At 71.8% G+C, this 19,190-nt stretch carries 14 protein-coding genes; 5 read left to right on the plus strand and 9 right to left on the minus strand.

Annotation, left to right across the window (positions count from 1 at the left end; genetic code table 11):
• Positions 1 to 399: 399 nt before the first annotated feature.
• Positions 400 to 2,760, plus strand: a complete 2,361-nt coding sequence (locus tag ACWDAK_RS30380) for an immune inhibitor A domain-containing protein (RefSeq protein ID WP_425557534.1) — start codon at positions 400 to 402, stop codon at positions 2,758 to 2,760.
• Between the two features lie 206 nt (positions 2,761 to 2,966).
• Here the strand turns inward: ACWDAK_RS30380 and ACWDAK_RS30385 are convergent, their stop codons facing one another.
• Positions 2,967 to 4,127, minus strand: a complete 1,161-nt coding sequence (locus ACWDAK_RS30385; RefSeq protein ID WP_344634961.1) for a threonine aldolase family protein — start codon at positions 4,125 to 4,127, stop codon at positions 2,967 to 2,969.
• Between the two features lie 151 nt (positions 4,128 to 4,278).
• On the minus strand, positions 4,279 to 5,829 hold the full coding sequence (locus ACWDAK_RS30390) for an aldehyde dehydrogenase family protein (RefSeq protein WP_427394228.1): 1,551 nt from the start codon (positions 5,827 to 5,829) through the stop codon (positions 4,279 to 4,281).
• Between the two features lie 508 nt (positions 5,830 to 6,337).
• Here ACWDAK_RS30390 and ACWDAK_RS30395 point away from each other — a divergent pair.
• Positions 6,338 to 7,309 carry a M23 family metallopeptidase gene (locus tag ACWDAK_RS30395; protein ID WP_427394227.1) on the plus strand — a complete coding sequence of 324 codons (972 nt, stop codon included), beginning with the start codon at positions 6,338 to 6,340 and terminating at the stop codon, positions 7,307 to 7,309.
• A 55-nt stretch (positions 7,310 to 7,364) separates the two neighbouring features.
• Here ACWDAK_RS30395 and ACWDAK_RS30400 read toward each other — a convergent pair whose 3' ends face one another.
• Positions 7,365 to 7,976, minus strand: coding sequence for a TetR/AcrR family transcriptional regulator (locus ACWDAK_RS30400; protein WP_344634964.1), 612 nt, complete (start codon positions 7,974 to 7,976; stop codon positions 7,365 to 7,367).
• A 244-nt stretch (positions 7,977 to 8,220) separates the two neighbouring features.
• Between ACWDAK_RS30400 and ACWDAK_RS30405 the strand changes: the two genes are divergently transcribed.
• Positions 8,221 to 9,819 carry an MDR family MFS transporter gene (locus ACWDAK_RS30405; protein WP_344634965.1) on the plus strand — a complete coding sequence of 533 codons (1,599 nt, stop codon included), beginning with the start codon at positions 8,221 to 8,223 and terminating at the stop codon, positions 9,817 to 9,819.
• A gap of 126 nt (positions 9,820 to 9,945) precedes the next feature.
• Positions 9,946 to 10,149, plus strand: a complete 204-nt coding sequence (locus ACWDAK_RS30410) for an EF-hand domain-containing protein (protein ID WP_344634966.1) — start codon at positions 9,946 to 9,948, stop codon at positions 10,147 to 10,149.
• A gap of 56 nt (positions 10,150 to 10,205) precedes the next feature.
• On the opposite strand, the gene ACWDAK_RS30415 is transcribed toward ACWDAK_RS30410, so the two are convergent.
• A complete protein-coding gene (locus ACWDAK_RS30415; protein WP_427394226.1) occupies positions 10,206 to 11,099 on the minus strand; it encodes an HhH-GPD family protein in 894 nt (297 codons plus the stop codon).
• Positions 11,100 to 11,528: 429 nt separating this feature from the next.
• Here ACWDAK_RS30415 and ACWDAK_RS30420 point away from each other — a divergent pair, with 429 nt between their 5' ends.
• On the plus strand, positions 11,529 to 12,383 hold the full coding sequence (locus ACWDAK_RS30420) for a hypothetical protein (protein WP_344634968.1): 855 nt from the start codon (positions 11,529 to 11,531) through the stop codon (positions 12,381 to 12,383).
• 180 nt (positions 12,384 to 12,563) lie between these two features.
• Here the strand turns inward: ACWDAK_RS30420 and disA are convergent, their stop codons facing one another.
• The 5 genes from disA to ACWDAK_RS30445 all read right to left on the minus strand — a co-directional run bounded on the left by disA (position 12,564) and on the right by ACWDAK_RS30445 (position 18,996).
• A complete protein-coding gene (disA, locus tag ACWDAK_RS30425) occupies positions 12,564 to 13,670 on the minus strand; it encodes a DNA integrity scanning diadenylate cyclase DisA (RefSeq protein ID WP_344634969.1) in 1,107 nt (368 codons plus the stop codon).
• A gap of 127 nt (positions 13,671 to 13,797) precedes the next feature.
• Entirely contained in the window at positions 13,798 to 15,318 is a 1,521-nt protein-coding gene (radA, locus tag ACWDAK_RS30430) for a DNA repair protein RadA (RefSeq protein ID WP_427394225.1), read from the minus strand.
• Between the two features lie 183 nt (positions 15,319 to 15,501).
• Positions 15,502 to 16,197 (minus strand): GAP family protein, encoded by a 696-nt coding sequence (locus tag ACWDAK_RS30435; protein ID WP_344634971.1) that lies wholly within the window; start codon positions 16,195 to 16,197, stop codon positions 15,502 to 15,504.
• Between the two features lie 83 nt (positions 16,198 to 16,280).
• Positions 16,281 to 17,630, minus strand: coding sequence for a DUF1254 domain-containing protein (locus tag ACWDAK_RS30440; protein WP_427394224.1), 1,350 nt, complete (start codon positions 17,628 to 17,630; stop codon positions 16,281 to 16,283).
• 43 nt (positions 17,631 to 17,673) lie between these two features.
• On the minus strand, positions 17,674 to 18,996 hold the full coding sequence (locus ACWDAK_RS30445; protein WP_427394223.1) for a DUF1254 domain-containing protein: 1,323 nt from the start codon (positions 18,994 to 18,996) through the stop codon (positions 17,674 to 17,676).
• Positions 18,997 to 19,190 lie beyond the last annotated feature (194 nt).

Raw genomic sequence — 19,190 nt, forward strand, 5'->3', positions numbered from 1 at the left:
CCTGGTGGCGATCCTGGACGCGGACAAGGAGGGCTTCCTGCGCTCCGGCACCTCGCTGATCCAGACCATCGGCCGCGCCGCCCGCAACGTCTCGTTGAAGCAGTGTTGCCGAAGTACGTCCGCGACCTTTACCCACCCTGTGACATACCGCACGGCGATTCCCGCCGTTCGGGGGGTTCCCAGACAAGTTCGGATGCGATGGAGGCCCTCCCGCCCTGGACAGCGGCCAACTTGACCGAGGGTCAGCTGACTGAGGGTCGGCGGAGGATAGCGCCGTGACCATGTCATGGTCAAGGACTATCTTTATTACCCCATCCTTCGGTCAAATGTCCTCCACCTGTCTTTCATTGGCACACCGGCAGGCCAACAGCTGTGCCGGCATGGGGAGGACGTCACAACTTGAAGATATCCACGAGGACCGCCGCGGCCGCCGCTGCCGTGGCGGTCACCGCTGCGCTCGGCGCCGGGCTGCTGCCCGGAACGGCCGCGGCCGCACCGGTCTCCATCACCCGGGACCCGGCCGACGCCGCCCTGTCCCAGGCCGCCAAGGTCGTCCACGACCTGCCGGGCCCGCTCACCGAGAAGGTCAAGGCCGAGCAGAAGGCCGCCACCGAACAGCTGCTGGCCGGCACCGCCAAGATCGAGCAGCACGGCAGCAGCACCAGCATCAAGCTGGGCCGCGACAAGTACGTCGAGCTCGCCCGGCAGCGCACGGACAAGATCTTCACCATCCTGGTCGACTTCGGTGACCAGGTGGACAACACCACCAAAACGCCGGACGGCAAGGTCAAGTACGGCGGCACCCCCGGCCCGCAGCACAACCAGATCGAGCAGCCGGACCGGAAGACCAACAACTCGACCGCCTGGCAGGCCGATTACAACCAGGCCCACTACCAGGACCTCTACTTCGGCAAGGACAAGCCCTCGCTGAAGACCTACTACGAGCGGCAGTCCTCCGGCCGCTACTCGGTCGACGGCGTGGTCTCCGACTGGGTCCGGGTACCGTGGAACGAGGCCCGGTACGGCTCCAACTTCTGCGGCCAGCACATCTGCTCCAACGCCCAGGACCTGATCCGCGACGCCGTCGACATCTGGTACAAGGACCAGAAGGCCAAGGGCCAGACGGACGCCCAGATCAAGGCCACCCTGGCCGAGTACGACAAGTGGGACCGCTACGGTTCCCACCACGACGGGAACTTCAACCAGCCCGACGGGTACATCGACCACTTCCAGATCGTGCACGCCGGTGAGGACGAGTCCGCCGGCGGTGGCAAGCAGGGCACCGACGCGCTCTGGGCCCACCGCTCCTACGTGTACGGCAACCTGACCGGCCAGGCCGGCCCGGACAACAACAAGCTCGGCGGCGTCCAGATCGGCGACAGCGGCATCTGGATCGGCGACTACACCATGCAGCCGGAGAACGGCGGGCTCGGTGTCTTCGCCCACGAGTACGGCCACGACCTCGGCCTGCCGGACCTCTACGACACCTCCGGCTCCGGAGACGACAACTCGGTCGGCTTCTGGTCGCTGATGTCCTCCGGCTCGTGGCTGGGCACCGGCCGCAACGAGATCGGTGACCGTCCGGACGACCTGGACGTCTGGAGCAAGCTCCAGCTCGGCTGGCTGAAGTACGACAAGGCCAAGGCCGGTCAGGACTCGGTCCACCTGCTCGGCCCGGTGGAGTTCAACACCGCCCGCCCGCAGGCCGTGGTCGTCAACCTGCCGAAGAAGACGGTCACCACCGAGATCAACACCCCGTACGCGGGCAACGGCGAGTGGTGGAGCGGCAGCGCCGACAACCTCAACGTCACGCTGGCCCGCGACCTCGACCTCACCGGCAAGACCTCCGCCAGCCTGAGTGCCAAGGGCTGGTACGACCTGGAGCAGGACTTCGACTACGCCTACGCCGAGGTCTCCACCGACGGCGGCGCCAACTGGAAGGCCCTGGACGGGACCTTCGACGGCAAGGCCATCCCGAAGAACAGCGCGGGCGCGGCCGGCCTGACCGGCAACTCCGGCAACAAGTGGGGCGACCTGGTCTTCCCGCTGGACGCCTACGCCGGCAAGGCCGTCAAGATCCGCTTCCGCAACACCACCGACGGCGGCCTGCACCTCAAGGGCCTCGCCCTCGACAACATCGCCGTCGCCGCGGACGGCAAGGCCGTCTTCTCCGATGACGCCGAGAACGGTGACAACGGCTGGACCGCGACGGGCTTCTCCCGCATCTCGGGCAAGTTCTCCAAGGACTACGACCAGTACTACTTGGTCGAGAACCGCCAGTACGTCTCGTACGACGCGACCCTCAAGGTCGGCCCGTACAACTTCGGTTCGGCCGCCCAGCCCAACCGGGTCGAGCACTACGCCAACCAGAACGGCGTGCTGATCTGGCTCTGGGACACCTCGCAGGCGGACAACAACACCAGCGCCCACCCGGGCACCGGCCTGATCCTGCCGGTCGACGCCCACCCGGCCCCGCTGAAGTGGTCCGACGGCAAGTACATGCGCAACCGCGTGCAGGGCTACGACTCCACCTTCGGACTGGAGAACACCGACGGCCTCAAGCTCCACAAGGCCGACGTCCTCACCACCATCCCGTCGTCGAAGGCCGTCCGCACCTTCAACGACCACACCACCAGCTACTGGGACGCCGCGACGCCCACCAGCAGCGTCAAGGTTCCCGACACCCACACCAGCATCTCGGTCATCTACCAGAGCCTCAACAAGCTGGAGACCGTGATCGCCGTCCGCCCGGTCAAGTGACCTGAGCGGTAGGCAGTCCGGGCCCCGGTGGAGCGATCCGCCGGGGCCCTTGCCGCTTCCCGGCAGCCGGTCCGCCATGGCGACTGGCGAGGATCTCCCGCACTTGGCCCGGCGGAACCGAAGCCGCGGTCTCCCGTGGAGCCTGATCCGATCGGACGTCAGCTCGGGCCGTGGAACGGGCGGCATCCGCTCCCCGCGCACCGGAGTCAGGACTGGAGCAGGGCGAGGAAGGCCACCATGGCCTCGGAGATCTCCTCGGGCGTCCAGGTGAGGGCTTCGGCAGCCACCGTCACCTCGGTCACCGAGTGGCCTGCCAGGCCCGGTTCGCCGGGTTCGAGCCAGCCCCAGAAGAGGGCGATGCCCCTCTCCTCGGCGAGGCGGAGGCCGGCCTCGTCCAGGGCCTTGGCAGGGTACGGGAGCCAGAGCTGGAACTGGTGGGTGTGCGGCGGCTCGGGGAAGACCCGTGCGCCCGGCACCCGGGCCAGTGCGGCGGCGACCGTCCTGGCGTGGGCCACGTACTCGTCCAGGCGCGGGAGTTCGCGGTCCAGGCCGGCCAGCGCCGAGAGCACGGCGGGCCACTGCTGGTAGAGCTGGCCGCCGTAGCGGTGCCGCCAGGCGCGGGCCTCGCGGACGAAGTCCCCGGATCCGGCGAGCGCGCCGCCGCTGATGCCGCCGAGGGTCTTGTAGAAGGAGACGTACACCGAGTCCGCCACGGCGGTGATCTCGGGCAGGGTCCGGTCGAAGTGCCGGGTGGACTCCCAGAGCCGGGCGCCGTCGAGGTGGACGGCGGCACCGCGCTCCCGGGCGGCACCGACCAGCTCGACCAGCTCCGTCCAGGTCGGCAGGAGGAATCCGGCTTCCCGGAGCGGGAGTTCGATCATCAGGCTGCCGAAGTGCTCACCCAGGCATCGGAGTTCGCCGGCCGTGGGAAGCCTGGGGGCGGCGGTCGGCCAGACCGCGTCCAGGCCGCTGAGCCGGGCGTACGCACGGCGCTCGTGCACCTCGGGGTGGGCGAGCGGGTGCATGGCCACCGTACGGTTTCCGCTGCGTTCGGCCCAGATCCGCAGGGCGGCCTGCTGGGCCATCGTCCCGGTCGGGAAGAAGACCGCGTCGGGCTTGCCCAGCAGGCCGGCGACCCGGACCTCGAGCGTCCGGGCTATGCCGTCGCCGTAAAAGTCGGGCCGCTGGTCGAGGTCGTACGCCGCGACGCCGTCGGTGGACGGCTCGTGCAGCGCGGACAGTTCGGTCAGCCGGTCGTGGATGCTCGTCGGGCGGACGCCCGAGAGGAGGCGCTCGCTACGGCGGAACGCGGCGAACCGGCGCTCGCGCGGGATGTCGGCGGAGCCGGTGTCAGGTTGGTAACCCATCCGCCGATGATCCCCGATCCCGCGTCGGCGCAACATGCCTCGGACACACATCAGTTGAGGGAATCCCCCGGCGGAAACGGGGGCGTCCCGGAGATCCCCCCGGGTGCGCCGTGCCCCCGGTTCCCGTACCGCGGGAACCGCCGGCCCGGCATCAGCGAGGCGGATAGAGCGAGTACGTCGGGAAGTTGCCGTAGAGCTTCTCGTCGGCGCCCTCGGGGCCGTAGGTGACGGCCCGGACCAGGAGGTCGCCGCCGACGAAGGCGCCCTTCCAGGAGGCGCCGAACCCTCCGAACACCTCCTCACGGTCCCCCCGGCTGCGCGGCCGGTTGATCCCGACCTTGAACGCGAGCAGGTCGGGGGCGAGCCGGTCGGCGAAGGCCAGGTCGTCGGTGGCGAGCGAGGCGACCAGGGAGCCGTTGCCCGCGTTCATCGCGGCGAGCAGCTCGGCCTCGGTGTCGACCAGGACGACGGAGTCCAGCGGGCCGAAGGGCTCGAAGTGGTGCAGCGCCCAGTTGGCGGGCGGATCGAGCAGGGCGGCGGGCGCCAGGTAGGCGTCGGTGCACTGCCCGTCGAGGAAGACGCCCGCCTCCAGGCTTCCCCGATGGAGCGGGACGGCCCGGCCGGCCACCGCGGCGTCGAACCGGCTGCGGAGCTCGGCCGCCTTGGCGGCATGGATGACCGGCCCGAAGTCCAGCTCGGGCAGCGGGTCCTCCGGGGCGGCGACCGCCAGCGGATGCCCGAACCGCAGGTCGGCGAGCACACCGAGGTAGGCCTCCAGGAAGGCCGGGAAGAGCCGGCGCTGCACGACGTAACGGGGGTAGGCCGTGCAGCGCTGCTTGGCGTACTCGAAGCCCTTGCGCAGGTGCGCCGCGAGCGTCGGCCAGTCGGTGAAGTCCCACACGCCCCAGGTGTTGAGGCCCTCCTGCTCCAGGAAGTGCCGCCGGCCCAGGTCGGCGAGCGCGGTGGCGGCCTTGCGGCCGTTGGCCCGGCCGCCGACGAAGGCCAGCGCGCCCAGCCCCTCGGCCCGGATCAGCGCGTCGGCGATCTGCCCGCCCATCCCGGAGAGCAGGGTGACCGGAAGTCCCGCCCGGTGCATGACCGCGTGGGCGAGCGTGAGGCAGTGGAAGCCGCCCTGCGACGGGGTCTTGGCGACCACCGCGTTCCCGGTCAGCAGCTGGACCAGTTCGGCGTGCACCTGGACGCTCATCGGGTAGTTCCAACTGGCGATGTTGGAGACCGGACCTGGCAGCGGGGTGCGCCCGGCCATCTGGCGGTCGATGTTGTCGAGATACCAGCGGACACCGTCCAACGCCCGATCGACGTCGGCGCAGGCCAGCCGCCAGGGCTTGCCGATCTCCCAGACCAGCAGCAGGGCCAGCAGGTCGCGCTGCCCGGCGAGGCCCTCGACGGCGGCGGCGACCCTGGCCTTGCGCTCGTCCAGCGGGACCTTCGCCCAGGCCGCGTGCCGGTCGATGGCGAAGGCGACCGCGCGCCGCGCCTCCTCGATGCCGACCCGGGGCGGTCCCGGTATCGGGGTGCCGTCCAGCGGTGTGCTGTGCTCGCCGGGGGTACCGACGGCGCGCCACTCGCCGCGTACCAGGTTGAGTAGCCGGTCGGGCGCGAATGCCTCCGGCGCGGCCCGTACGCAGCGGGCGTAGGTCTCGTTCCAGGACGTGCCGGGTTTGAGCCGCGGTGCCGCCATGGGAGGTCCTCCGGTGAGGAAAGAGGTGCTCGGAACAGGACGGGTGCTGCCGTGGTGCGGACAGGGTGGCACGGCCTGGCGAGCGGGGACAGCGGGCCGGGCGGCGCAGCTGTGCCCCGGCTCACGATTCCGTCCTGGCAGGGCCGGGTAGCCGACCGCCCGCCGGACGCCGTTCGTGGCGATTGTCACAGTGCCCGACTCCGGTACGAGGCCTAGTAGTAGCCGTCGGCCGCCGGGTGGATCACGGCCGCGGCGGAGCCGGCCGGGGTCTTCCCGCCACCGCCGCGGACCAGGCAGTGGCAGGCAAGAAAGGGATAAAAGGGATGATCCACTCGAAAGATCGCCACATCTGGGGATCGAAGATCACGGACCGCCGGGACTACCAGCCGTAGTAGCGGACGGGTTTGGGCACCGGCCCTGGTGGCGGCTTAGATCGGTCTGTCCCAAGCCCGGCATGCCCTCAGCGGCCCTGCGCCGGGCGTTCCCGTCCCCGAGGTGCCACGACCCGATGCCTTCCCGCCACACCGCCCGCCGTCTGCTTGCCGAAGCGATCAGCACCGGGAGTGCCACCGCGACGGTCGGCGCCCGCAAGCTCGCCGACGCGATCGGCACCGGCCGCACCGGCGCCGCGATCGTCGCGGCCCGGCTCGCGAGGGCGGCGGAGTCCGGACGGGCCGGCACCGTGACCGGTGCCCGCAGGCTCTACCGGGCCGCCGATGCCCGTACGCCGGACCGGCTCCGCCCGGCCGTCCGGTGGGTGCAGCAGAACCGGACGACGACCGCCTGGAGCGGCACCCTGGTGGTGGCCTTCGGCGCCCTGCTGCTGCCCAGCTACGCCTCGGCGCACACCGTGCACCCCACCACCCCGGGCGACTCGGCCTTCACCTCGGTCTCCACGCCGTTCCACCAGCCCGCCCTGGTCCAGGTGGCCCAGCCCACCCCGTACCAACTGCCGCGCTCGGTCGACTCGCAGAGGTCCGTCACGGTGGCCGCCAACCTGGCGCCGGGCACCGCACCGGCGGCCGGGGCCGCCGCCCAGCCCGCGCCCGGCTCGGTCCTCACCCCCGGGTCCGCCTGGTCCGCCCCGGTCCCGGGCGCGCTGATCAGCAACCCGTACGGCAAGCCCAACCGCGCGTACGCCGCCGGCTACCACACCGGCGTGGACTTCGCGGTGAACTCCGGCACCCCGCTGCTCTCGGTCGGCCACGCCACCGTGGTCTCGGCGAAGTGGGACGGCGCGTACGGCAAGGAGGTCGTGCTGCGCCTGCCGGACGGCCACTTCGCCCAGTACGCGCACATGTCCTCGCTGGAGGTCAGCGCCGGGCAGACGGTGTCGGCGGGCCAGGAGATCGGCCGCTCGGGCACCACCGGCAACTCCACCGGGCCGCACCTGCACTTCGAGATCCGCAGCGCCAACCGGTACGCGGCGGTCATCGATCCGATCGCCTACCTCTCGGCCCGCGGGGTCAGCGACTTCTGACGCACGTCCGCACTGCGCCCCTTCCGCCTCCCCGGGCGGAAGGGGCGCAGTTGCGTCAGGCGTCCGCGGGCTCGATCCGGGCGGCGATCTCCAGCGCAACCGTCAGCGCCGCCTCCATCGCCTCGGCCACGGTGGACACCTTGGGCTCGCTGCACTCCAGTCCACCGCCGTTGACGGACTCCTTGAGCAGGAAGAACGCGGAGTTGATGGTGAAGAGCGCCATGGTGGCGCGCAGCCGGTCTGGGAAGCCGGCGTCAGGCCCCTGGACCAGCCGGATCATCGCCAGCATCCGGTCCTTGAACTCCAGCCCGGCCTTGGACTCCCGCAGTGCGGGCTGGTTCTCGTGGAAGAAGCGCAGCAGCGGCGCCCGCGAGGCCATGCCCGCGGCGAAGCGGCGGACGAGCTCGTCCCGCAGCTGCGGCGACCACGCCTCCTCCTGCCCCCAGGCGATCACCTCGTCGATCGGCGCGGCCATGCTCTCCACGATGCCGTGGACGATGTCGTCCTTGGTCTTGAAGTGGTAGTAGAGCGCGGCCTTGGTGACCCCGAGCCGGTCGGCGATCTCACGGAGCGAGGTCTTCTCGTAGCCCTGCTCCGAGAAGAGCTCCAGCGCCACGTCGAGGATCCGCGCCCGGGTGTCGGTGCGGGGGCTCTGCGTCGTACTCATGCCGTGTCGGCCTGCCTTGTGACTGCGGTGGTGGGGCGGACGCGCGCCGGCTGCGGAGCGCGCCTCGGACTGCATTCTCCCTGCCCAGGGCCGCCTCGCCGAAACTGGCTTGACGCCCGGCTAGTAAACAACCTACCGTGCCAATTGATAATTAACTAGCCGGTCGACAAGTAAGTGAGCCGAGGACCCACCGCCAAGGGGTGCGAAGGCCGCGGCCGGCCGATGCGCTTCCGGGAGACGCACCATGTCACAACAGCAGGTCGAGGCTTCGGCGGCCACCCCGTCGACCGCCGAGGGGTCGGCCGAGCCCGCGCCGAGATCACCGCGCGAGATCCGCCTGGTGATGATCGGCCTGGTGGTCGCGATGCTGCTGGCCATGCTCGACAACCTGATCGTCGGCACCGCGATGCCCACCATCGTCGGCGACCTGGGCGGTGCCGAGCACCTGTCCTGGGTGGTCACCGCGTACACCCTGGCCACCGCCGCCTCCACTCCGATCTGGGGCAAGCTCGGCGACCTCTACGGTCGCAAGGGCACCTTCCTCACCTCGATCGTGATCTTCCTGCTCGGCTCGGCGCTCTCCGGCCTGTCGCAGTCCATGACCCAGCTGATCGCCTTCCGCGCCGTGCAGGGCCTGGGCGCCGGCGGTCTGATGGTCGGCGTGATGTCGATCATGGGTGCGCTGGTCCCGCCGCGTGACCGCGGCAAGTACCAGGGCATGTTCGCCGCCGTGATGGCCCTCGCCACCATCGGCGGCCCGCTGGTCGGCGGTTTCATCACCGACCACCTGAGCTGGCACTGGACCTTCTACATCAACCTGCCGCTGGGCATCGTGGCGCTCGCCTTCATCGTGGTCACCCTGAAGCTGCCCAAGGTCCGCTCCAACGCCAAGATCGACTACATCGGCGCGGTCCTGCTCACCGCCGGGATCACCTCGCTGGTCCTGATCACCACCTGGGGCGGCCAGCAGTACGCCTGGGGCTCCAAGCAGATCCTCGGCCTGGCCGCGCTCGCCGTCGCCTCGCTGATCGCCTTCTGCTACGTCGAGCAGCGGGTCGAGGAGCCGATGCTCCCGCTCGGCCTGTTCCGCAACCTGAACTTCGCCATGGTCTCGCTGATCGGCTTCATCGTCGGTTTCGCGATGTTCGGCGCGGTGACCTTCCTGCCGCTCTACCAGCAGACCGTCCAGGGTGCCTCGGCGACCAACTCCGGGCTGCTGCTGATGCCGATGATGTTCGGCATGCTGGTGGTCTCTCTGGTGGTCGGCCAGGTGGTCACCAAGACCGGCAAGTACCGGATCTTCCCGATCATCGGCACCGCCGTGATGGTCGGCGGCTCGCTGCTGCTCTCCACCCTCTCCACCGACACCAGCCGGTTCGCCTCCTCCTGCTACATGGTGGTGCTCGGCGCCGGCATGGGCTTCCTGATGCAGATCACCATGCTGGTCGCGCAGAACAGCGTGGAGCTCAAGGACATGGGCGTGGCCAGCTCCACGGCCACCCTGTTCCGGACCATCGGCGGTTCCTTCGGTGTCGCCCTGTTCGGCGCGCTCTTCAACAGCCGGGTCACCGCGACCATGAAGGATCTCCTCCACGGCAAGGCCGCGGCCATGGGCTCGGGCGGCAAGCTCACCCAGATGAGCCCGGAGGCCCTGCGCCACCAGGACCCCACGGTCCAGGACGCGTACCACCACGCCGTCTCCAACGGCATGCACACCGTCTTCCTGTGGGGCGCGCTGATCAGCGTCGTCGCCGTAGCGGCCTCGCTCTTCCTGCGCGAGGTGCCGCTCCGCGGCGCCGGGAAGCCCTCGGGCGAGCAGTCGCTCGAAGCGGCGGCGGTCTGACACCGCCCGAACGGCCCTGTTGTGCGATTGGCACAACAGGGCCGTTCGGCATTTCTATCCCGCAGTTCTCCGCCTTCTCCGTCCTAAGCTTCGGAACGCCAGATTCGCACCGACACAGGAGTGGGAATGAGCAGCAAGGACAGCCTCCGGCGCCAGTTCGACGAGATCGACACCGATCACGACGGCTACATCGCCGCCGATGAGTTCAAGGCGTACCTACAGAAGAACCCCAAGGTCAGCGACGCCAACGCACGCGCGGCTCTCGACTACGCCGACGAGAACAGCGACGAACAGATCAGCTTCGAGGAATTCTCCAAGTTCGTGCGCTGATCGACCGCAACGGCGGCCCGAGACGGATGAAGGATCCGCCTCGGGCCGCCTCGTCGTCAGCGGGGAAGTCGGTACACGCCCGGGGCGACGGGCTCCACCAGGCCGTCCGCGACCAGCCCGTCCAGCGCCCGCGCCCGCTGCACGGGCTCGTGCCACACCGCGTCCAGCCGCTCCTGCGGCACCTCGCCGTGCGCCTCCCTCAGCACCGCCAGCAGCTTTCCGCGCACCTGCCGGTCCGTGCCCTCGTACGACTGGCCGCGCCGCGCCGGGCCCTCGTACGGCGGGCGTCCGGCCCGCTGCCAAGCGCAGTGGCGCAGCAGCGGACAGGCCCCGCACTCCGGGCTGCGAGCGGTGCAGACCAGCGCGCCGAGCTCCATCACGCCGACCGCCCAGGCGGCCGCGGTCTCGGCGGTGGCGGGCAGGTACTCGGTGGCGGTGCGGCGTTCGGCGGCGGTGGTCGCCTGGGCCGGGTACTCCACGCCGGTCACGGCACGGGCGAAGACCCGGCGAACGTTGGTGTCCAGCACCACGTGCCGCTGCCGAAAGGCGAACGACGCGACGGCGGCGGCCGTGTACTCCCCGACGCCGGGCAGCGCGAGCAGTGCCGCATGGTCGTCCGGCACCTCACCGCCGTGCTGCTCGGTGATCGCCACGGCGGCGGCGTGCAGCCGCAGGGCTCGACGCGGGTAGCCGAGCCGGCCCCACATCCGGACGGCTTCGCCCGGGGCGTCGGCCGCCAGGTCCGCCGGGGCGGGCCAGCGCTCCAGCCAGGCGGCGTACGCGGGCAGGACCCGCTTGACCGGAGTCTGCTGGAGCATGAACTCGCTCACCATGACCGCCCACGGCGAGGCGTCGGCCGCCCGCCAGGGGAGGTCGCGGGCGTTGGCCCCGTACCAGTCGAGCACGGTCGAATGGAGCAGCGCGGCGGGAGTGGAGGTGATGGCAACCATGGCCCTTCGATCCTCCCACGCCTGCCACCGTCGCCGGTCGCCGGGCGGAAGCGGCGCATCCCCGGGCGCGGGGAACGCTGCAAGCACGGGGAACGCCGTGCGGCGGAGAGTGCCGTAGTCGCACGCCTCCGGTCGGTGGACCGCACCGCACCCCCGGGCTACCCGGATGCGACCGGCCCGGTCCGCGAGCTCGGCCGGCCGCAGCCGCCACCCGACGCGCTCCGCTTCCCGCGCCCATGCGGAGCAACGGAGCAGTCGCCTGCCCGGAGCAGTCGGCGTCCCCCGGTCGGCTACGGGACGGATCGTCGGTGGGCGACACGGCCTACACCTCTTCCCTCATCCGGGCCAAATGACGGATGATGTGAATGAAGCGACGCAGGGTCAGTGTTGGTGCGTCAATGGGTACACCCAGTCTCGTAGAGTTTGCGCGTGCCCTCTCTTCGTCAACCCGTCGGACCGCTGCCCGCGTCGATCTACTGGCGGCGGCGCATCGTCGTGTCCGCTGTCCTGCTCGCCGTGATCGCGCTCGTCGTCTGGTTGACGACCGCTCAGGACGACGGCGGAAAACCCACCGGCAAGACCGCCCAGCCCGTGCCGGCCCAGTCGATCACCCCCGGCGCCTCGCCGACCGGCCCCGCGATCACCACCCGCCCCGGCGGCAGTGGCGGTTCGGGCGGTGGCGGTGTCTCGGGCGGCGGCGGTGGCGAGGTCAGCCTCACCGGCGGTGCCAGCGGCGGCAGTTCGGCCGGCTCGTCGGGTGGCGCGTCCGGGGGTTCCGGCGGCGCATCGGGCGGCACCTCGGGGGGCTCGGCCGGCGGCGGGTCGAACGGAGCCGTCGCGCCGCCTCCGGTGAACACGGCCGAGGTGATGGCCCTCCCGGTCTGCAGCGCCTCACAGGTCACCCTGGAGCTGGCCGGCACCCAGAACTCCTTCGAGAGCAAGGACAAGCCGCGCCTCGCGCTGACCGTCCGCAACACCTCCGGCTCCAACTGCCGGGTGGACCTGGGCCGGACGGCGTCCGCGATCGCGGTGACCTCGGCGGCCAACGAGCGGATCTGGTCCTCCGCCGACTGCCCGACCGACAAGCAGGCCACCTGGGTTGAGATCAGCGCGGGCAACGGCCTGACCGAGACGTTCACTTGGGACCGCAGCCGCAGCAAGCCGCAGTGCGCCACCCCGGACGGCTCGACCGCCCAGCCGGGCAACTACCTGGTGCAGGCGACCCTGACCGGCCCGACCGGCGGTCCGATCACCGCCCGGACCTCGATCCGCCTCGACGGCTGAGCCCGGCTCGGCCGCCGTCCCGGATCCCCGCCGACAGCAAGCCGCCCGCCGTACGGGATCCCGTGCGGCGGGCGGCTTGCTGTCACACGTCCGCCCCGCTCGCATCGTCCGCGCAGGGCAGTTGGGCCAGGAGAGGACCGCGGCGGCGCGGCATCGTCCGCGCGCGCAGGGCAGTTGGCGTCAGACGTACCGCTCCAGGATGGACGACTCCGCGAGACGCGACAGCCCCTCGCGCACCGAGCGGGCCCGGGTCTCACCGACGCCCTCGACGGTCTGCAGGTCATCGATGCTGGCGGCGAGCAGCTTCTGCAGCCCGCCGAAGTGCTCGACCAGCCGCTCGATCACGGTGTTGGGCAGGCGCGGCACCTTGGCCAGCAGCCGGTAGCCGCGCGGCGAGACCGCCGAGTCCAGCGACTCGGGCGAGCCCGAGTAGCCCAGCGCCTTGGCGACCGTCTGCAGGTCCAGCAGCTCGGCGTGGGTGAGGGCCTCCAGGTCGTCCAGCACCTCGGGCACGGTACGGCCCTTCTTGGCGGCCCGCTCGGGGAAGTAGTCCCGGGCGACCAGCTCACGCTCGGGCTCGACGCCCGCGATCAGCTCGTCCAGCTGGAGCGAGAGCAGCCGGCCGTCCGTACCGAGCTCCAGGACGTAGCCGGCGATCTCGGCGGCGATCAGCCGGACCATCTCCAGCCGCTGGACCACCGCGGCGACGTCCCGGACGGTGACCAGGTCCTCGATCTCCAGCGCGGAGAGGGTGCCCGCGACCTCGTCCAGGCGCAGCTTGTAGCGCTCCAGGGTGGCCAGCGCCTGGTTGGCCCGGGAGAGCACGGTGGTGGAGTCCTCCAGCACCCGGCGGGTGCCGTTGACGTACATCGCGATCAGGCGCATCGAGTGCGAGACGGCGACCACCGGGAACCCGGTCTGACGGTTGACCCGCTCGGCGGTGCGGTGGCGGGTGCCGGTCTCGTCGGTGGGGAGGGTGGAGTCCGGCATCAGGTGCACACCGGCTCGGACGATCTTGGTGATGTCCTTGTCGAGCACCACCGCGCCGTCCAGCTTGCACAGCTCGCGCAGCCTGGTCGCGGAGAACTCGACGTCCAGCACGAAGCCGCCGGTGCAGAGCGACTCGACGGTGCGGTCGAAGCCCAGCACCACCAGGCCGCCGGTGTTGGCGCGAAGCACCCGCTCCAGGCCGTCCCGCAGCGGGGTGCCGGGGGCGATGGCCTGAAGGGAGGCCCGCAGCAGGGCGTCTTCGCGGGAGGACCTGTCCACCCGGTCGCTGGCTGCCACGTGACTCCTCCGGTCGCCCCGGACCGTGTGGCGTGGCGCCCGACGGTCTGTCGCTGCTCAATTACTGCACTTGATGCCAATTGGACAGCTCAGAGTCTAACTGTGCACGGCAATATCGGGGCCGGGGTCAGGCCAGTTCGTCGGAGTCCACCGGCTCCCACCCGGCCATCAGCTCGTCCGGGTAGGCGGCCACGGCCGGCGCGGGGACCGGACGGGAGACCGAACGCCCTTGCGGTGCAGGCTTGTTGTCGCCCTCCGCCTTCGGCCTGGCGGGCCGGCGGCGACCGGGGATGGCCCGCAGCGCCTCGCCGATGTCGGAGACCTCGACCACCTTCATACCCGGCGGCACCTTGCCCGGGTCCGGCGGGACCAACGCGTGGGTGAAGCCCAGCCGGTGCGCCTCGGCGAGCCGCCGCTGCACGCCCGTGACCCGGCGGACCTCGCCGGCCAGGCCGACCTCCCCGATCGCCACCAGGTTGCTCGGCAGCGGGGTGTCGGAGGAGGAGCTGGCCACCGCGAGCGCGATCGCCAGGTCTGCGGAGGGCTCGGTGAGCTTCACACCGCCGACCGTCGCCGTGTAGATGTCCTGCTTGCCTAGCTTCACGCCACCGTGCCGCTCGACCACGGCCAGGATCATCGCGATCCGGGGGGACTCCAGACCGGAGGTCGTCCGGCGCGGGGAGGGGATCTGCGAGTCCACCATCAGCGCCTGCACCTCGGCGACCAACGGGCGGCGGCCCTCCAGGGTGACGGTCAGGCAGGTACCGGGAACGGGCTTGTCTCGGCGCGTCAGGAACAGGCCCGAAGGGTCGACCAAGCCCTCGATGCCCTCGTCGTGCAGCTCGAAGCAGCCGACCTCGTCGGTGGCGCCGTAGCGGTTCTTGACCCCTCGGATGATGCGCAGCCGGGCGTGCCTGTCCCCCTCGAAGCTCAGCACCACGTCCACCAGGTGCTCCAGCAGCCGGGGGCCGGCGATCTGGCCGTCCTTGGTCACATGGCCGACCAGCAGGGAGGCCATGCCGCGCTCCTTGGAGGCGCGGATCAGCGCGTTCGCCACCTCGCGGACCTGGGCGGGGCCGCCGGGGGCGCCGTCCAGCTCGGCGGAGGCGATGGTCTGCACCGAGTCCAGGATCAGCAGGCCCGGGTTGACCGCCTCGATGTGGCCGAGGACCGCGCCGAGGTCGGACTCGGCGGCCAGGTAGAGGTGGTCGGAGAGCGCCTTGATCCGGTCGGCGCGCAGCCTGACCTGGCCGGCCGACTCCTCACCGGTCACGTACAGGGTGCGGTGCCGGTCGCTGGCGGCCTTCGCCGCGACATCCAGCAGCAGGGTGGACTTGCCGACACCGGGCTCACCCGCGAGCAGCACCACCGCGCCGGGGACGATCCCGCCGCCGAGCACCCGGTCCAGCTCGGGCACACCGGTGGTACGGGCGGTCGCCACCTGGCCGTCCACCTGCGCGATCGGCTTGGCGGGCGAGCTGACCGGCCCGGCGGCCGTGGTGCGGATAGGCACCGCGCCGTACTCCTCGACGGTGCCCCAGGCATTGCACTCGGGGCAGCGGCCGACCCACTTGGGCAGCTGGTTGCCGCACTCGGTGCAGCGGTACGCCGGGCGCGGCTTGGCGGTGGTCTTGGTGCGGGCAGCCATGCCGCCAACCGTATCGGCTGGGTACGACAACCGGGGCCGCCGGCCGCCGGAGGTGCGGACCGGCCGCCCCGACGGGGCCGTCCCCGCCCGGGCGGTCGTGCACGCGACCCGCCCCGGCGGGCGCGCAGACATCCGCCCGGCCGGGTGATGTGAAGGGGCCCGGTCCGGTCCACGACCGCGGGATCAGGCCGTCAGCCCGGAGAGGGCGGCACCGACGTTGTCCGCCCCCAGCACCACCGGCAGCACGGTGGCGATCGCCGCGTTGTGGGTGGACATCCAGGCCTTCCACTCGCCCAGCTCCCGGTCGGCCCCCTCCCCGCCGGCCAGCCGGACGGCGAGCGGCACCAGGACGCACAGCGACGCCAGCAGCACCATCAGCGCCAGGGCCAGTGCCCTGTTCCCCGCGTCGCCGCCGCTGGTCGCGATGGCGACGGCGCCGCCGACCGCCACCAGCGGATTCTTCGGATCGGAGGCGACCAGGGAGACGGCCAAGGCTGCCGACCGGCCGGGGGTGAGGCGGTCGACGGAGGACATCCAGCGCGGCGGACGGTGCACATGGCCCTCCCGCGGGCGCTCCCGCCACCGCCCGGCGCCGAGGAGCAGGAGCAGCAGCCCCACGGCCAGCCGCACCCACCACGGCCAGGAGGCTCCCGCCCCGTGGCCGGCCGCTCCCCCTCGCGGGCCCGTCCACGAGACCCCCACGAGGACCACGACCGCCGTGGTCACCGCCGCCAGGGTCGCCGCCCATCCGAGCGCGAACACGGCACCCTTCACCCGCCCGCGCGCAGTGGCCAGCAGTAGGACCGTCGCCACCAGCGGCACCGGGCCGATCGCGATGCCGGCCGCCGAGGCCAGCATCGGTCCGATCGCGTCGCCCACAGCAGTCCTCCTCTCCCGGGCGGCCGGTTTCTCCCCGGCGGCCGGCAGGCCGCCACGGCGGCGGACGCGCCTGCGGCCCCGGCTCAGCGCGGTTCGAGCGGCGGCAGCCGGTACGAGCCGTCCAGCACCGCGGCCCTGGGCTGGTACATCCGCAGGATCGGCCGGAACTCGCCGGCCGGGGTCGGCAGCCAGTTCGCCGTCTCGGCCGGTTCGGCGGGCCGCTCGTGCTGCAGGACCAGGGTGAGCGAACCGTCCTCCCCGTACGCCAGTCCCTGGGTGCGGTCGCCGATCGAGTAGCGGCCGATCGGGTTCTCGGTCAGGCGGCGGTCGGGCAGCTCGTAGACGGTGAGCGACCAGAAGGCGTCGACCGGCGGCGGGTCGTCCAGGCGCAGGGTGTACGAGTGCGCGCCGGTGAGCGGCTTTCCCGCGGCGTCGTCATGGGTGGTGGCGTAGGTGGCCTCGTACGCGTGGTTGCCCCAGAGGCCGGTGTGCGCGGCGGCCGCCCGGATGAGATAGGCGGCCCGGCGGTCGGCGGCGCGCCACTCGCGGGACGCGACCGTACCGGGGCCGAAGTGGTCGAGGTTGTAGTCGTACAGGTGGAGGCTGACGGCCCACTCCCCGGCGGGGCGGTCCTCGGTCGGCCGGGTCACCGCCTCGACCCGCTGCCGTCCGGCCGCCAGGCCCCTGGCGAGGGCCTGGGCGAAGGCGGGGTCGGCGGCCGAGAACGGGGAGGGGCCGGCGTCCAGCAGGCCGAGCGGTGCGAAGCGCTGCTGGTAGGCCAGGTCCGGCTCGGCGGGCGGGAAGGCGGCCATCCACTGCCGGAGCCGCTCCAGGAAGCCCAGTTCCCCGGGCACCGCCGGATCGGGCGCAGGGATCCCGGCGTACACCCCGCCGGGCTCCAGCGGGGTGAGGGCGAGGTGCCGCTGGAGGTCGAGGACCCGGGGGAGGTCGGCCGGGCCGCCGCAGGCGTAGCGGCCGACGATGGTGGCGACGACGGTCGGCGAGACGATCACCTGGACGTCCTCGGACGGTGTGCCGTGCCAGTGCGGTGGGGTGATCAGCCAGGTCTGCTCGGCGGTGCCGGTGGAACGGCGGCCCAGGTAGGCGAAGTTGTTGGTCCAGGCGTCCACGAACTGGAGCACGTAGTAGCTGCCCCGGCTGTCCGGGACGTGCAGCAGGATCGGCCCGCCGGAGAGGTCGAGCTGGGCGAAGGAGTACAGGGTGTCGCTGTTGACCGAGGGGAACTCCGTCCGGGGCGTGGCCGGTTCCCTGGCGTGCGCGAAGTGGTTGAAGGGAGTGGGCGGCAGGCCACCGCCCATGCCGCGGGCCACGAAGGCGCCGACCGTGGTGAGGTCGCGGACGATCGGGCTGCCGTAGACGTAGGCATCGGCCGCCAGCGCCTCCAGGGCGGCGTCGGACGCGGCATCGGACATGCGGGACTCCCTTCCGGATCAGTACTGCCGGCCGGCTGCCCGGTCAGTCGCGGAGGTTGAGCTGCGGCAGCTGCCAGCGACCGTCCAGCACCGGCGGCTCGGGTCCGTACACCCGGAGCACCACGGTGAACGGACCGGCGGGCGCCGGAAGCCAGTTGGCCGCCCGGTCCGGCTCGGCGGGCCGCTCGTGCTGCAGGACCAGGCTGAGCGAACCGTCCTCCCCGTACACCAGGCCCGGGGTGCGGTCGCCGATCGAGTAGCGGCCGGCCGGGTTCACCGCCAGCAGACGGTCGGGCAGCCGGTACATGGTCACGGACCACAAGAACCTGGCCGGCGGGAGCTGCCCGGCCGGGAAGTCCAGGGTGTAGCGGCCCTCGGCGGCGTCCAGCGGGCGGTTGCCCTGGTCGTCGGCGAGCCAGTCGGTGGACCAGATCTCCTCGACCGGCAGCCCGTACCTGCCCTGCTGGGCTCCCACCGCGCGGGCCAGGTAGTCGCTGCCGAGCTGGGCCCGGGTGCCGAACCAGGCGGTGCTCTCCAGGCCCTTGGCCGCCTCCGCCGCCAGTCTGGCCCGGCCGTCCGCGATGCCCCGCAGCATCGCCGCCCGGACGTCCAGCGGCAGCGCCGCCGGCTCGAAGTCGCCCGCACCGACGCCGAGTTCGGCCAGCCGGCTGCGCAGGTCGGCCTCGGCGGGCAGTACCGGGAAGAAGCCGAGCAGGAAGTCCAGCAGGACGAAGAACTCCAGCGTCTCCAGCACCTCGTCGTCCCGCCAGACCGGCCAGTGCGGCTCGGGTGCGGCGGGCGGCGGCTCGGTGCCGAGATGGGCGCTGAGCGGTCTGAGCGAGTACTGCGCCTGGAGCTCCCGCAGCGCGGGCAGGTCCTGCGGGCCCGCCAGGTAGGTGCGGCCGAGGACGCCGACCAGTTCGGTGTCCGCCCGCAGCACGCCGTCGAAGCCCGCTCTGGCGTCCCCGGTGAAGTGCGGCCCCGCGATCAGGTAGCGGCCCGCCGCCTGTCCGGTGGTCCGGGAACCGATGAAGCCGACGTACGAGGTGTCCAGGTCGTGCACCGCCAGGACGTAGTAGCGCTCCGTGGCCGGGACCTCCAGCACCCACGGCTCGGCCCGCAGGTCCAGCCAGGCGCAGGAGTACGGGGTGTCGGCGCTCGGCGCCACCAGGTCGACGTCCGCCGGGGTGAACGGGTTCGGGTAGTGCCGGAAGACGCCGAAACCGCCGACGAAACGCGGGTCCGCGTCGTCGACGGCCTGCGGGTACATGGTCCGGTAGTTCGCCAGCAGGGCGGAGCCCCAGATCCACGCCTCGGTGGCGGTCTCCCTGATCGTCGCCGGGTCCACGAGTGCCGGGTTGCCCATGCTGCCGTACTCCCCACTGCCTGGCCGGACCGCTGCCCGGTCACACCGGGTCACGCCGATGACCGGCTGGCCGACCGGCGAGCTATTCGGACATTACCGCACAAAGTGGGTGCTAGATGCGGTCCGAAGCCTTGGCACGCCGGAGGCACGGAGGAGCGCGCCGAGCACGGCCCACCGGAACGACACGCCGCACT

Source organism: Kitasatospora sp. NPDC001175 (genome assembly GCF_053598215.1).